This window comes from Agromyces seonyuensis (genome assembly GCF_009789225.1).
Classification (GTDB): Bacteria; Actinomycetota; Actinomycetes; order Actinomycetales; family Microbacteriaceae; genus Agromyces; species Agromyces seonyuensis.
In genome coordinates this window covers 1-13,975 of record NZ_WSTA01000097.1, presented here as the reverse complement: position 1 = coordinate 13,975, position 13,975 = coordinate 1, and the positions used below count along the sequence as shown (strand labels likewise).

The window sequence follows — 13,975 nt, the reverse complement described above, 5'->3', positions numbered from 1 at the left end:
GACCGGAGCCAGGTGCGTCGCGTCGCCGTGGTGTTCCGGGCGGCCCGCGCCGAGAGCGGCGCCATCCGCACGGCCGTGCGGTTGCTGCAGGAGGCCGCGGCCGCGCTCGGGACGGACGCCGAGCCCGGCATCCGTTCCGTCTGACCGGCGCGCGAGCGGGCCGGAGCGCGAGCCCCGGCTCGCGAGCCGGCCCGAGCGCGACGGGTCAGCCGACGACGGCCGGCCCCGGTCGCGGCGGTCGCTCCCCCGGCGGCCCGTACTGCACCGGCGAGGCGACGAAGAGCCCGACCGCGAGCACCGCGACCGCCGTGGCGACCGCGCAGACCCGCGTCAGCGCGGGGAGGGCTCGTCCCCGCGAGGCCCGCCCGATCGCCCGGACGACGGCGAGCCCGATGAGGCCGCCGGCGGTGTTCACGATGATGTCGGTCACGTCGGTGCTGCCGGTCGCGAGCACGTACTGCGCGGCCTCGAGGGCGAGGCTGCCGCCGGCGAAGACCAGGGCGGCGCGCGGCCGCGACCACGTCGGCCGGAGCAGCCCGAGGTAGAGGCCGAACGGCACGAAGATCAGCACGTTGGCGAGCACCTCGCGCGGGGCGCTCGCCCCGAAGCCGCCGCTCGCGACGAACGGGACGAGCTTCAGCAGGCGGCCCGACTGCCCGGCCTCCCACGGCAACTGGAAGCGGAGCACGACCATCCAGGCGAGCAGCACGAGGTAGATCGCGAAGAGGACGGCGGGGGTGCGGGTTCTCGTCGCGCGGGAGCGGGACGCGGCGGGCACGGCGCTCATCCTCGCATCCGCGGGTCGGCGGTCGGATCGGCGTAGGGCACGGGGCAGCCCGTCCGAGCGGCGTCCGGCCGGAGCTCGAAGTGCCACGGCTCGTTCGCGTAGACGCTGCAGAGCCCGGAGTCGGCGCCGTGCTCGGCGAGCCAGGCCGACGCCGCCGTGCCGAGGTCGACCGCCTCGCCGCGCACGTGCGGGGACGTCTCGGCGGTGGCCACCCACCGCGCCGCCTCGGCGGCCGAGCCGTACTCGGCGACCGCGTCCGCGAGCAGTCGCTCCTGGTAGGCGCCCGAGCGCCAGCCGCTGTTGAGCTCGAACACGACGCCGTCCCCGGCGGCATCGCTCGCCGCGCGGCGCAGCGCGTCGAGGAGGGCGGGGTCGAGGTTCGCGAGCGCCGGGACGTCGGCGAAGATATCCGTGCCGTCCGGGACCACGCCGTCGGCGGCTGCGGGGTCGGCGGCATCGGTCTCGGGTTGCAGGGGCGGGGCATCCGGACCGGATGCGTCGGCGGAGCTCGGCGCGTCGATCGGTGCGGGCAGTGCGGTGGCGCCGCCGTCGCGGGTCGCGGCGACCGCGAGCGCGACGGCGACGGCCGACGCGGCGAGGACGACGACGGCGAGCATCCGGTTGCGCCGGACCCGTCGTGTCGGAGGGTGCGTGATCATGGCTCCAGTCCACGCGCCCGCGTGTTGCGAGGGCGTCTGCGTTTCCCGATACGCCGGCGATACACCCCGGCTCGTAGCATCGAGGGCATGCGCGTGCTGATCGTCGAGGACGAGCCCCTCATGGCGGCGGCCGTCCGCGACGGCCTCCGCCTCGAGGCGATCGCCGCCGACATCGCGGGCGACGGCGAGCAGGCGCTCGAACTCCTCGCCGTCAACGCGTACGACATCGCCGTGCTCGACCGCGACCTCCCGGGCATCTCGGGCGACCGGGTCGCCGAGCACATCGTCGGCTCCGGCAGTGGGATGCCCATCCTCATGCTCACGGCCGCCGACCGGCTCGACGACAAGGCGAGCGGTTTCGAGCTCGGCGCCGACGACTACCTGACGAAGCCGTTCGCGCTGCGGGAGCTCGTGCTGCGGCTGCGGGCGCTCGACCGCCGCCGTGCCCGGTCCCGGCCGCCCGTGCGCGAGATCGCCGGCCTGCGCGTCGACCCGTTCCGGCGCGAGGTGTTCCGCGACGGCCGCTACGTCGCGCTCACGCGCAAGCAGTTCGCCGTGCTCGAGGTGCTCGTCGCGGCCGAGGGCGGCGTCGTCAGCGCCGAGGACCTGCTCGAGCGGGCGTGGGACGCCAACGCCGACCCGTTCACGAACGCCGTGCGCATCACCATGTCGTCGCTGCGCAAACGGCTCGGCGAGCCCGGGATCATCGCGACGGTGCCCGGCGTCGGGTACCGCATCGAGGCCGGATCGGACGCGGGCGCAGCCGGGTCGGGCGCGAGCGATCCCGCCCCGGAGGCAACGGATGCCGCCGAGCCCGGTTCCGCCCAGGAGGGCGCATGGCGCGGCCCCCGGGACTGAGCGTCCGGCTGAAGCTCACCCTGAGCTACGTCGGGCTGCTCCTCGTCGCCGTCGCGCTGCTGCTCGGCATCGTCTGGGTGTTCCTGCTGCGCTACGTCCCGGCGAACGCCGCGTGGACGAGCGAGGGCTTCACGCCGGGGCGGGGCGACCTGCTGCGGGCGTTCGCCCCGGCGCTCGGCTGGGTGCTGCTCGCGCTGCTCGTCGTCGGCCTCGCCGGCGGCTGGTTCCTCGCGGGACGCGTGCTCGCACCGCTGCGCCGGCTCACCGCGGCGACGCGGCAGGCGGCGGCGGGCTCCCTCTCCCACCGCATCGAGCTCGAGGGCCCCGACGACGAGTTCCGCGAGCTCGCCGACAGCTTCGACGACATGCTCGCGCGGCTCGAGGCGCACCTCGCCGAGCAGCAGCGCTTCGCCGCGAACGCCTCCCACGAACTGCGCACGCCGCTCGCCATCACCCAGACGATGCTCGAGGTCGCCCGCGACGACCCCGACGGACGCGATCCCGCCCTCGTCGAGCGCCTCCTCGCGGTGAACGCCCGGGCGATCGAGCTCACCGAGGCGCTGCTGCTGCTGAGTCGCGCCGACGGGCGCGCCTTCGTGCGCGAGCGCGTCGACCTCTCGCTCCTCGCCGAGGAAGCCGCGGAGACGCTGCTGCCCCTCGCCGAGCGGCGGGGCGTGACGCTGGAGACGAGCGGCGAGGCGGCGTTCGCGCTCGGCTCCCCCGCACTGCTGCTCCAGCTCACCGTCAACCTCGTCCACAACGCGATCGTGCACAACGCGCCCGAGGGCGGCTGGGTGCGCGTGCGGTCGGGCCGCACTGGCGGTCGTGCCGACCTGATCGTCGAGAACGGCGGGGAGCCGCTCGACCCCGGCTTCGTGGCGACGCTCGCCGAACCGTTCCAGCGCGGCGCCGAGCGCACCCGGGGCGATCACGCCGGCGTCGGCCTCGGCCTCGCGATCGCCACGAGCATCGTGCGCGCCCACGACGGCCGGCTCGACCTCGCACCGCGCGAGGGCGGCGGGCTCGTGGCCGCGGTGCACTTGCCGGCGGCGGCGCCGGACGTCCGCGGCGCGTTCGATCGGCCCGACGACCGCTAGACGCTGCTCTCGCCGGTGCCGCCGGGCGCGGGCGCCTCGTCCGCGAGGTCCGGCAATTGCACCGCGAACAGCGTGGCCTTCCGCGCGCCGGCCGGGCGGAGCGACGGGTCCTCGCGGCGCCCTCGGAAGCGTTCGGCCAACGCGTGGATCTGCTCCCGCACCTCGGCCAACTCCTCGGCGCTCGCCCAGTATTCGGCCTTCGTGACGGTCATCGCCTCGATCCACTCCGGCGCGGGCGGGGCGGCTCCGGCCGCCGCCAGCCACGCCCGGATGCGCTCCGTCTCGCGCTGGACGACGAGGTCGGCGAGCGCGGCCCCGGCGAGGGTCGAACCCTCGATCTCCGGATCGGGAGTGGCGTTCCAGGAGGTCTGCGTCGCGCGCCAGGGCCGCTCCCGGCCCCGCTGCGGCAGCCGCTCGACGAAGCCGTACTTCTCGAGCATCCGGAGGTGGAAGGAGCAGCTCGACGGCGATTCGCCGACGATCGCGGCGCACTCCGTCGCGGTGGCCTCCTCGACCTCGCCGAGATGGTCGAGCAGGGCGAGCCGGGTCGGGTGGGCGAGGGCGCGGATGCGAGCGGGATCGTTGATCCGGCGGTTCGCGTCGTCGGCCATGCTCCGACGTTACCGGCTGCGTGCGGCGACGAGGCACGCGGCCGCGGCGAGCAGGATGACCGCGCCGGTCACGACCACGAGGAGGCGGTAGTCCACCGCGAGGATCAGGGCGGTGCCGGCGACCATCGCGATCGTCTGGGGCACGTTGAGCAGCACGTTGGAGGCGGCGGCCGTGCGCCCCTGGAGCCGAGCGGGCGTCGAGCGCTGGCGCACGGTCACGTAGGCGACGATCGCCCACGTCACCGCGAGGCCGATCGCTGCGGAGGCGACGGGCAGCCCGACGACCACGGGCACGAACCGCTGCCAGCCGCCGAGCAGCGAGAGCAGGCCGACGCCGAGCACTGCGACGCCGATGGCGACCGTGCGCGACTCGCCGAGCCGGGCGACGATCGGGGCGACGGTGAGCCCGCCGGCGAGGGCGCCGAGGCCCTGGAAGGTCGTCACGACGCCGAGCCACGCCGGGGCGAGGTCGAAGCCCTGCTCGAGCGCTGGGAAGACGACGACGTTGGTGAGGCCGGTCGCGGCGAAGGCGACGGCGAGCACGACGGTGAGGATGCCGAGGCGGCGATCGCCGAACAGCAGCCGGACGCCCGCGGAGATCTCGGCGCGGAACGGCTCCCGCTCGGCGGGCGGCTCGGGCTCGGACTCGGCGGCGCCGAGGAAGCGGAAGACGCCGGCGGCGACGAGGAACGACACGAGCGCGATGGCGATGACGGGCTGCGCCCCCACGAGGACGTAGAGGCCGGTGCCGACGAGCGGCGCGACGAGCCGCGCGGCCTGGTCGATCGTCGCGAGGAGGCCGTTCGCGCCGGCGAGGTCGTCGTCGGCGACGAGGTCGCGCACGAGCCCCGACTGCGCGGCCGAGGTGAGGTAGCCGACCGCACCGTAGAGGAAGAGCACGATGTGCACGATCCAGACCCGCTCGGCGTCGACGAGGAAGAGCGCCGCGAGCACGGCGGCGGCGGCGAGGTTCGCGACGACGAGCAGGGGCACCCGTCGCATCCGGTCGGCGAGCTGGCCGAGGAACGGCGCGGTGAACGCGGCGAGCCCGTAGGCGACGAACACGCCGCCGGCGAGGGCGTCGGAGCCGGTGAGCTCCTTCACCCAGACGGCGGCGACGATGAACAGCAGGCTGTCGCCGAGGTTGCTCGCGACCCACGCGGCCGTGAGCCGGCGGAACACGGGGTCGCGGAGGGCGGGGTAGCGCGGGGGGCGGGCGGTCTGCGTCGAGGTCATGTCCCGACGATAGAACGTGAAAGAGTTCTTTCGCAAGCTATCTTTCATATTGAGCCGACTCGCCCCCGCTCCCCGTCCGCTCCCCGTCCGCTCCCCGTCCGCTCCCCGTCCGCTCGCGAGTGGGTAGGCGACGCGGGTGCACGGGACGGAAGACCCGCAAGACCTACCCACTCGGGAATCAGGGCGGGCGGAGACCGGTCCGGATGAAGCACGCGACGGGAACGACGAAGCGCCCCGGGGATCCCCGGGGCGCTTCGCGAGACGGCTGCTGCGGACTACTCCGCCAGCAGCTGCTCCTTCACCTTGCGGCGGATGACCTTGCCGATGAGCGAGCGCGGCAGCTCCTCGACCTGCACGACCTGGCGCGGCACCTTGTAGGGCGTCAGCTTGCCGCGCGCGAACTCGCGGATCGCCGCCTCGTCGAGCATGACGCCCGGCTGCAGCACGACCGCGGCCACCACGTCCTCGCCCGAGTGCGCCGAGGGCAGGCCGACCACGGCGACGTCCTCGATGCCGGGGAACGTGCGCAGCGCCTCCTCGACCTCGGTCGGCGCGACGTTGAAGCCGCCCGTGATGATGAGTTCCTTGATGCGGTCGACGATGCGCACGAAGCCGTCTTCGTCGATCTCGACGATGTCGCCCGTGCGGAACCACGGCGCTCCCCCGTCGGGATCCTCCAGGAAGACCTCGGCCGTCTCGTCGGGCTTGCCCCAGTACCCCGAGAACACCTGCGGACCGCGCACGGTCAGCTCGCCGGCCTCGCCGATGCCCTTCGCGACGGTCGGCTCGTCGGGGTCGACGACGCGGCACTCGGTCGAGGGCAGCGGCAGGCCGACCGTGCCCGCGCGCCGGTGCGGCGCGACCGGGTTGGCCATGAGCACGGGCGAGCACTCCGAGAGGCCGTAGCCCTCGACGAGGTAGCCGTGGGTCTGCGCCTCCCACGGCTCGACGACCTCCTTGGAGAGCGCCATCGCGCCGGAGATGGCGATCTCGATGCCGTCGAGGGAGACGCCCGCCGCGACCGCGGCCTTGGTGAGCCGGTCGTAGATCGGCGGCACGGCCGGCAGGAAGGTCGGCGGATGCTTCTTGATGACCGGCAGCACGAGGTCGGGGTCGAACTTCGGGAAGAGCACCAGCCGCGCGCCCATGCTCATCGCGAAGGTGAGGCAGAGCGTCAGCCCGTAGGCGTGGAACATCGGCAGGATCGCGTAGACGACGCAATCGCCGCGCGTGATCGCCGGCACCCAAGCACGCGCCTGCGCCGCGTTCGAGACGAGGTTCAGGTGCGTGAGCGTGGCACCCTTCGGATGCCCCGTGGTGCCGCTCGTGTACTGGATGAGCGCGACGTCGTCGACGGACGGCCCCGGCACCCGCGCCGCGATCGGCTCGTGGTCGAGCACCTGCTCCCACGTCGTCGTGCCCTTGGCGCCCGACGTGAGTGCGGCCCGCGACTCGCGCGCCTTGGCGATCGGCAGCCGCAGCGCGAACCGCATCGAGAGCGGCATCGCGCGCGTGACATCCACCGAGATGATCTCGGCCACCCCGAGGTCGGAGGGGAAGCTGCGGAGCGTGTCGACGACCGAGTCCCACACGATCGCGAAGCGCGCGCCGTGGTCCTCGAACTGGTGCCGGAGCTCGCGCGGCGTGTAGAGCGGGTTGTGCTCGATGACGATCGCGCCGAGGCGCAGCACGGCGTAGAAGGCGACGACGTGCTGCGGGCAGTTCGGCAGCACGAGCGCGACCGTGTCGCCCTTCTGCACGCCGAGGATGCGCAGGCCCTCGGCCGCGCGCCGCACCTGCTCGCCGAGGTCGGCGTAGGTGGTCTCCTTGCCGAAGAACTCGAGGGCGACGGCATCCGGGTAGTCGCGCACGGAGTCGCGCAGCAGTTCGACGAGGGAGTCGGGCTGCGGCGCGAGCTCTTCGGGCACGCCGTCGGCGTAGCTCGCGAGCCACGGCCGCGGGGTCGAGATCGTCATGCTCAGGCGGCGCCGTCGAACATGCTCGTGACGGAGCCGTCCTCGAACACCTCGGTGATCGCGCGGGCCAGGAGCGGGGCGATCGAGAGCACCGTGAGGCGGTCCCAGCGCTTCTCCTCGGGCACCGGCAGGGTGTCGGTGACGACGACGCGGTCGATGAAGTCCGACTGGAGGATCTCGACGGCCGGGTCGGAGAACACGGCGTGGGTCGCGGCGACGACGACGCCGATCGCGCCGGCGTCCTTGAGCGCCTCGGCGGCCTTGACGATCGTGCGGCCGGTGTCGATGAGGTCGTCGACGAGCAGGCACACGCGGCCCGCGACCTCGCCGACGATCTCGTGCACCGAGACCTGGTTCGGCACGAGCGGGTCGCGGCGCTTGTGGATGATCGCGAGCGGGGCGCCGAGCTTGTCGCTCCAGATGTCGGCGACGCGCACGCGGCCCATGTCGGGCGAGACGACCGTCAGCGTCGACGGGTCGAGCGTCTCCTTGAACTCGCTGAGCAGCACCGGCATGGCGAAGAGGTGGTCGACGGGGCCGTCGAAGAAGCCCTGGATCTGCGCGGCGTGCAGGTCGATCGACATGATGCGGTCGGCGCCGGCCGTCTTGAACAGGTCGGCGACGAGGCGGGCCGAGATCGGCTCGCGGCCGCGGCCCTTCTTGTCCTGGCGCGCGTACGGGTAGAACGGGGCGACGACGGTGATGCGCTTCGCCGAGGCCCGCTTAAGCGCGTCGATCATGATGAGCTGCTCCATGAGCCACTCGTTGATCGGCGAGGTGTGCGACTGGATGACGAAGGCGTCGGCGCCGCGGATCGACTCGTCGAAACGGGCGTAGATCTCCCCGTTCGCGAACGTGCGGGCGTCCGTCGGCACGAGCTCCGAACCGACCTCGCGGGCGATCTCCTCCGCGAGGGCGGGATGCGCCCGCCCGGAGACGAGGACCAGTCGCTTCGAACCTGCGGCTTCGATACCTGACATGCTTGTGGGTCCTTCTCTCCGCGGCGGTCTGCCGCTTATCGCTCCGACGACTCCCCCTGGGCCGCGGCGGCGTCGGCGGCCGCCGCAGACTCGGTTCCAGCCCGGTGGAGCTGGACCCAGCCTTCGATGTTCCGTTGCGGTGCGACGCTCATGGCGAGGGCGCCCGGCGGGACGTCCTTGCGGATGACGGCGCCGGCGCCGGTTTTCGCACCGTCCCCAATCCTAACCGGGGCCACGAAAACGTTGTGGGAACCCGTATGCACGTGGGCGCCGATCTCGGTGCGGTGTTTGGCGATGTCGTCGTAATTCGCGGTGATCGCGCCGGCGCCGAGGTTCGTGTGCTCGCCGACGTTCGTGTCGCCGACGTAGGAGAGGTGCGGCACCTTGGCGCCGCGGCGGATCGTCGCGTTCTTCGTCTCGACGAAGGTGCCGATCTTGCCGTCGGCCTCGAGCACCGTGCCCGGTCGCAGGTAGGCGAAGGGGCCGACGAGCGCATTCGCGCCGATGACCGCGAGCGTCGCGTCGGTGCGCTTGACCGTGGCGCCCGCGCCGACCTCGGTGTCGACGAGCGTCGTGTCGGGACCGACGACCGCCCCGACGGCGACGACGGTCGCGCCCCTGAGCTGGGTGTTCGGCAGGATCGTCGCGTCGGGCTCGAGCACGACGTCGAGGTCGATCCACGTCGTCGCCGGGTCCTGGATGCTGACGCCGTGCAGCTGCCAGCCGCGCACGATGAGCGCGTTGAGCTGGGCGGCGGCCTCGGCGAGCTGCGCCCGGTCGTTGATGCCGGCGACCTTCCACGGCGCCGTCGGGAGCGCCGAGACCTCCGAGCCCGCCTCGCGCAGCAGCCCGATGACGTCCGTCAGGTACTGCTCGCCCTGCGCGTTGTCCAGCGTGAGGTGGGCGAGCCGGTCGCGCAGCGCGGCCGCGCCGAACACGTAGACGCCCGAGTTGACCTCGCCGATCGCGCGCTCGGCGTCGGTGGCGTCCTTCTGCTCGACGATGCGGTCGACCGAGCCGTCGGCTGCGCGCACGATGCGCCCGTAGCCCGTCGGGTCGCCGGGCTCCGAGGTCAGGATGCTCGCCGCACGGCCGGACTCGCGGTGACCCGCGACGAACTCCGCGAGCGTCTCCGCGTCGAGCAGCGGCACGTCGCCGGAGAGCACGAGGACGTCGCCGGCGAAGGGTGCGTCGCCCGCAGCATCCAGCGCTTCGATCGCCTGGGCGACGGCACGGCCGGTGCCGGGCGTCGCATCCTGGTCGACGACGACGATCTCGGGCGCCGCCTCGCCGAGGTAGGCGGCGACGCGGTCGCGCTCGTGCCGCACGACCGCGAGCACCGTGCCGGGGCCGAGGGCGCGGGCCGTCGCGGCCACGTGGCCGAGGAGGGGGACGCCGGCGAGCTCGTGGAGCACCTTCGGCGTCGCCGACTTCATGCGCGTGCCCGTGCCCGCGGCGAGGATGACGACGGCCAACTGCTGATCGCTCATGCTCCGCCACCAGGATTCGAACCTGGTCCTCACAGCTCCAAAGGCTGTCGTGCTGCCGTTACACCATGGCGGACTGCCGCTCCGGGATCACCCGGACCAGGGCGCCGGAAGCCCGGCATCCCGTCCCCGCCGGCTCGATGCGGCGGAGGCCGCTCAAGTCTGCCAGACCCACCGGCGGACGACCTGCACGGCGGCGCGCCCGGCGGTCCGATAATGGAGGGATGGCCGAGCAGGATGAGGTCGACCGCATCGTCGGCGACTGGGAGCGGGAGCGCAGCGACCTCGAGTTCGCGCCGCTGCAGGTGTTCTCGCGCGTCGACCGCCTCTCCAAGCAGCTCGACCGGGCCCGCAAGCAGGCCTTCGCCGAGTCCGGGCTCGAGTCCTGGGAGTTCGACGTGCTCTCCGCACTGCGCCGAGCGGGGGCGCCGTATCAGCTCCCACCGAAGGCCCTGCTCTCCCAGACCCTCGTCTCGAGCGGCACCATGACGAACCGCATCGACCGGCTCGTCGAGCGCGGCCTCGTCTCGCGGCACACCGACCCCCACGACGGGCGCGGCGTGCTCGTCGTCATGAACGAGGCCGGGCGCACTCGCGTGGACGCCGCGATCAGCCGCCTGCTGGAATCCGAGCGGGCCCTCCTCGCCTCCCTCCCGGCGGTCGAGCAGCGCCGCCTCGCCACGCTGCTGCGCAAGCTCTCGCTCGGCTTCGACTGAGCCGACCCCGAGACGGATGCCGCCGACGGCATCCGTCTCACGGATGAACCTCTGGATGCCGCGAACGGCATCAAAGGCCCGTCGGGTGCTCAGGAGCAGATCTCGCCGATCGCCGCGAAGGCGTTCTGCATCTGCGTCGCCTGCTCGGTCAGCGCCGAGAGATCGGCCGACACGGGGTCGGCGACGACGCCCTCCACCGTGACGACGAGGCCGTCGAACGCCGCGCCCGCGTCGTCGGCGGCGGCCTGCACGGTCGGCGAGGTCAACGCGGCGCGCGTCGCCGAGAAGCCCGCGGCGAAGTCCTGGAGCGTCGCGACCGCCGCGGCCGGGTCGGTGCTCGCCTGCGCGTAGGCGGACTGGAGCGCCTCCGAGGCGGCGGTCGGGACGTCGGCGAGCGTCGCGCAGTCCGCGGCACGGGCCTCGTCGTCGGCGTTCGCCGGCGCGGTCGGTTCGGGAGTCGGCGCGGCCGACGTCGCCGCGGGGCTCGGCGTCGGGAGCGCTGTCTCCGAATCGCGGTCGGAACCGCCGGTGCAGCCGGCGAGCAGGGCGGCGAGTCCGAGCGCCGAGACGACGAGCGCGGCGGGCCGGATGAACGCTGGGACGGGCATGGACGAGCCTCCGGGGGTCGGGTCGGCAGGACGGGCGCCTCCCGACGATACGCGACGCCTCGGCCGCGCGCCGGAGGACGTCGGCTACTCGAGCAGTTCGCTGAGCTCCAACCAGCGCAGTTCGAGGTCGGCGACCTGGCCCTCGAGCGCCGAGAGCCCGTCGCCGAGGGCGCCGAGACCGACGTAGTCGGCCTGGTCGTGCGCGGCGAGCCGCTCGTGCTGCGCCGCGATGTCGGTCGCGAGCTTGGCGAGCTTGCGATCGATCGCCGAGAGCTCCTTCTCGGCGGAGCGGCGATCGGCGCCCGCGAGCGCGGGGGTCGCCGGGCTCCCGGTCGAGGTTGGAGCGGATGCGCCCGGAGCCTCGGCGGGTGCCGCGGCGCCCGTCGGAGCGGTCGGCCGTGCGGCCGGCGCCGTCGCCTGCACGGCGCGCAGTTCGAGGTACTGGTCGACGCCGCGCGGCAGATCGCGCAGGTGCCCGTCCATGACCGCGATCTGGCGGTCGGTGACGCGCTCGACGAGGTAGCGGTCGTGGCTGACGACGAGCAGGGTGCCCGGCCAGGAGTCGAGCAGGTCCTCGATCGCGGCGAGCATGTCGGTGTCGAGGTCGTTGGTCGGCTCGTCGAGGATGAGCACGTTCGGCTCCTCGAGCAGGATCAGCAGGAGCTGCAGCCGGCGCTTCTGCCCGCCCGAGAGGCGCCCGACCGGCGTCGAGAGCTGCGCGCTCGAGAAGCCGAGGCGCTCCAGCAGCTGGCCGGGGGTCAGTTCCACGGCCTTGGAGCCCGAGCCCACCGTGTAGCCGCGGCGGAGGTCGGCGACGACGTCGGAGACGCGCCGGTCGGTGTGCTCGGTGAGCTCGGCGAGCTCCTGGCTGAGGGTCGCGATCTTCACCGTCGTGCCGCGCTTGACGCGCCCCGCGGTCGCCGTGACCCGGCCCGTCACGAGCCCGAGCAGCGTCGACTTGCCCGCGCCGTTGACGCCGAGGATGCCCGTGCGTTCGCCGGGGGCGATGCGCCACGTGACATCCTGCAGGACGGTCTTGGCGGCCGCGCCCTCGGCACGGCCGGGGTAGACGACGGCGACGTCCTCGAGATCGACGACGTCCTTGCCGAGGCGGGAGACCGCGAGGCGGTTCAGTTCGATCGGGTCGCGCACGGGCGGCACGTCCTCGATGAGCTGGTTGGCGGCGTCGATGCGGAACTTCGGCTTCGACGTGCGCGCCGGCGCGCCGCGGCGCAGCCACGCGAGCTCCTTGCGCATGAGGTTCTGGCGCTTCGCCTCGGAGGCCGCGGCCATCCGGTCGCGCTCGACGCGCTGGAGGATGTACGCCGCGTAGCCGCCCTCGAACGGCTCGACGATGCCGTCGTGCACCTCCCACGTCGCCGTGCAGACCTCGTCGAGGAACCAGCGGTCGTGGGTGACGACGACGACGGCGCCGGACCCGGCGGCCCAGCGGGCCTTGAGGTGGCGGGCGAGCCACGCGATGCCCTCGACGTCGAGGTGGTTCGTCGGCTCGTCGAGGAACAGCACGTCCCAGTCGCCGACGAGCAGGGCGGCGAGACCGACACGACGTCGCTGGCCGCCCGAGAGGTCGCCGATGCGGCTCTCCCACGGCACATCGCCGAGCAGGCCCGCGAGCACGTCGCGCACCTTCGGGTCGCCCGCCCACACGTGCTCGTCGATGCCGCCGACGACGGCCTTCGCGACGGTCAGGTCGGGATCGATGGCGTCGGCCTGATCGAGCATCCCGATCGTGACGCCGCGACGGGTCGTCACGCGCCCGCCGTCCGGTTCCAGCCGGCCCGCGAGCAGCTTCAGCAGCGTCGACTTGCCGTCGCCGTTGCGGCCGACGATGCCGATGCGGTCGCCCTCGTCGATGCCGAGGGTGACCTCGTCGAAGACGACGCGGGTGGGGAACTCGAGGTGGAGGCGCTCCGCGCCCAGCAGATGTGCCATACGGCCTCCGAGCCTACTTCGGGCGGCTGTGGACCGCCCTCACGCCGGAGTCGGCGGGCGCGGGCGGAACCGCACCCGCGCGCCGGGCGGCAGCTGCAGCGCGAGGTCGAGGTCGACAGCTGCGACGACCGCGATCACGGGATAGCCGCCCGTCACGGGATGGTCGCGGCCGAAGAGGATGGGCCGGCCGTCGGGCGGTACCTGCAACGCCCCCGGGACCAGTCCCTCGCTCGGCAGCTCGACGCCCTCGAAACGCGGCGCTCGGGCGAGGGCGGGGCCGTCGAGCCGTGCGCCGACCCGGTCCGATCGCGGGGTCACGACCCACTCCGCGTCGGCGAAGCGGGCGAGGGATGCCTCGTCGAACCAGTCGTCGCGGGGGCCGAGCACGACGTCGAGCAGGGTGGTCGCGCCGGATGCCGGCGGGCGCGGGAGCGGACCGGGGGCGCCGACCGCGCCGCGACGTGCGGGCGCGACCGCGAGACGGTCCCCCGGGGCGAGCGCCGCCGGTCCGAGGCCGGCGAGCGTGTCGGTCGACGCCGAGCCGAGGATGCCCGGGACGTCGAGCCCGCCGCGCACCGCGATCACCGTGCGGATCCCGCGCTCCGGTTCGCCGAGCACGAGCCGCTCGTCCGGCAGCAGCACGAAGGCGCGGCCGCGGGGTGCGAGAGCGTCCCCACGGCGTCCCTCGATGATCACCGGCCCTTCCGCGCCCGTGACGGCGACGAGCAGTTCGCCGTGGGCGCGGAGGACGGCGCCGCCGCCCGCGGCTTCGAGCGCGGCAGTCCCCGGCACGTTGCCGACGAGCCGGTTCGCCTCGCGCAGCGCGCCGCGGTCGGCCGCCCCCGACACCGAGACGCCGAGCGCCGCAACTCCGGCGCGGCCGAGGTCCTCGACGAGCAACTGCGCTCCGACAACCTGCCCGGCAAGTTCGACACGCCCTCGTACCTGAAGTACCTGCTGCTGCTGCCCAAGGCGACCAAGCCGGTCTTCCGCAGCTACACCGTCGC

At 73.7% G+C, this 13,975-nt stretch carries 12 protein-coding genes, 1 tRNA gene and 2 pseudogenes; 4 read left to right on the top strand and 11 right to left on the bottom strand.

Annotated features, from left to right (window positions below; all coding sequences use genetic code 11):
• Positions 1-205: 205 nt before the first annotated feature.
• Entirely contained in the window at positions 206-787 is a 582-nt protein-coding gene (locus tag GB864_RS16055) for a VanZ family protein (protein WP_160426708.1), read from the bottom strand.
• Complete coding sequence (locus GB864_RS16050; protein WP_202107304.1) at positions 784-1,446, bottom strand: M15 family metallopeptidase; 663 nt, start codon at positions 1,444-1,446, stop codon at positions 784-786. Before GB864_RS16050 ends, GB864_RS16055 begins: the two co-directional genes overlap by 4 nt.
• Before the next feature lie 87 nt (positions 1,447-1,533).
• On the opposite strand from GB864_RS16050, the pseudogene GB864_RS16045 reads away from it, so the two are divergent.
• Together GB864_RS16045 and GB864_RS16040 are read left to right on the top strand one after the other, a co-directional pair.
• Positions 1,534-2,205 (top strand): annotated as a pseudogene (locus GB864_RS16045) (response regulator transcription factor); the annotation flags it as partial.
• 77 nt (positions 2,206-2,282) lie between these two features.
• Complete coding sequence (locus tag GB864_RS16040; protein ID WP_160426706.1) at positions 2,283-3,401, top strand: sensor histidine kinase; 1,119 nt, start codon at positions 2,283-2,285, stop codon at positions 3,399-3,401.
• Here GB864_RS16040 and GB864_RS16035 read toward each other — a convergent pair.
• The 6 genes from GB864_RS16035 to GB864_RS16010 form a co-directional block, all read right to left on the bottom strand.
• Positions 3,398-4,012 carry a helix-turn-helix domain-containing protein gene (locus GB864_RS16035; protein WP_160426705.1) on the bottom strand — a complete coding sequence of 205 codons (615 nt, stop codon included), beginning with the start codon at positions 4,010-4,012 and terminating at the stop codon, positions 3,398-3,400. The two genes, GB864_RS16040 and GB864_RS16035, sit on opposite strands and share 4 nt — an antisense overlap.
• A gap of 9 nt (positions 4,013-4,021) precedes the next feature.
• Positions 4,022-5,248 carry an MFS transporter gene (locus GB864_RS16030; RefSeq protein WP_160426704.1) on the bottom strand — a complete coding sequence of 409 codons (1,227 nt, stop codon included), beginning with the start codon at positions 5,246-5,248 and terminating at the stop codon, positions 4,022-4,024.
• Positions 5,249-5,523: 275 nt separating this feature from the next.
• Complete coding sequence (locus tag GB864_RS16025) at positions 5,524-7,224, bottom strand: long-chain-fatty-acid--CoA ligase (protein ID WP_160426703.1); 1,701 nt, start codon at positions 7,222-7,224, stop codon at positions 5,524-5,526.
• Positions 7,225-7,226: 2 nt separating this feature from the next.
• Positions 7,227-8,204, bottom strand: coding sequence for a ribose-phosphate diphosphokinase (locus GB864_RS16020; RefSeq protein WP_160426702.1), 978 nt, complete (start codon positions 8,202-8,204; stop codon positions 7,227-7,229).
• Positions 8,205-8,239: 35 nt separating this feature from the next.
• On the bottom strand, positions 8,240-9,694 hold the full coding sequence (gene glmU / locus GB864_RS16015) for a bifunctional UDP-N-acetylglucosamine diphosphorylase/glucosamine-1-phosphate N-acetyltransferase GlmU (protein WP_160426701.1): 1,455 nt from the start codon (positions 9,692-9,694) through the stop codon (positions 8,240-8,242).
• A 1-nt stretch (position 9,695) separates the two neighbouring features.
• Positions 9,696-9,767, bottom strand: a tRNA-Gln gene (locus tag GB864_RS16010).
• Positions 9,768-9,915: 148 nt separating this feature from the next.
• On the opposite strand from GB864_RS16010, the gene GB864_RS16005 reads away from it, so the two are divergent.
• Positions 9,916-10,407, top strand: coding sequence for a MarR family winged helix-turn-helix transcriptional regulator (locus GB864_RS16005; protein ID WP_160426700.1), 492 nt, complete (start codon positions 9,916-9,918; stop codon positions 10,405-10,407).
• A gap of 89 nt (positions 10,408-10,496) precedes the next feature.
• Here the strand turns inward: GB864_RS16005 and GB864_RS16000 are convergent, their stop codons facing one another.
• The 3 genes from GB864_RS16000 to GB864_RS15990 form a co-directional block, all read right to left on the bottom strand.
• Positions 10,497-11,015 carry a hypothetical protein gene (locus GB864_RS16000; protein ID WP_160426699.1) on the bottom strand — a complete coding sequence of 173 codons (519 nt, stop codon included), beginning with the start codon at positions 11,013-11,015 and terminating at the stop codon, positions 10,497-10,499.
• A gap of 84 nt (positions 11,016-11,099) precedes the next feature.
• On the bottom strand, positions 11,100-12,968 hold the full coding sequence (locus GB864_RS15995; protein ID WP_160426698.1) for an ABC-F family ATP-binding cassette domain-containing protein: 1,869 nt from the start codon (positions 12,966-12,968) through the stop codon (positions 11,100-11,102).
• Positions 12,969-13,007: 39 nt separating this feature from the next.
• Positions 13,008-13,817, bottom strand: a complete 810-nt coding sequence (locus GB864_RS15990; RefSeq protein ID WP_336604040.1) for a 5-oxoprolinase subunit C family protein — start codon at positions 13,815-13,817, stop codon at positions 13,008-13,010.
• On the opposite strand from GB864_RS15990, the pseudogene GB864_RS18995 reads away from it, so the two are divergent.
• Positions 13,704-13,975 (top strand): annotated as a pseudogene (locus tag GB864_RS18995) (hypothetical protein); the annotation flags it as partial. The gene GB864_RS15990 and the pseudogene GB864_RS18995 sit on opposite strands and share 114 nt — an antisense overlap.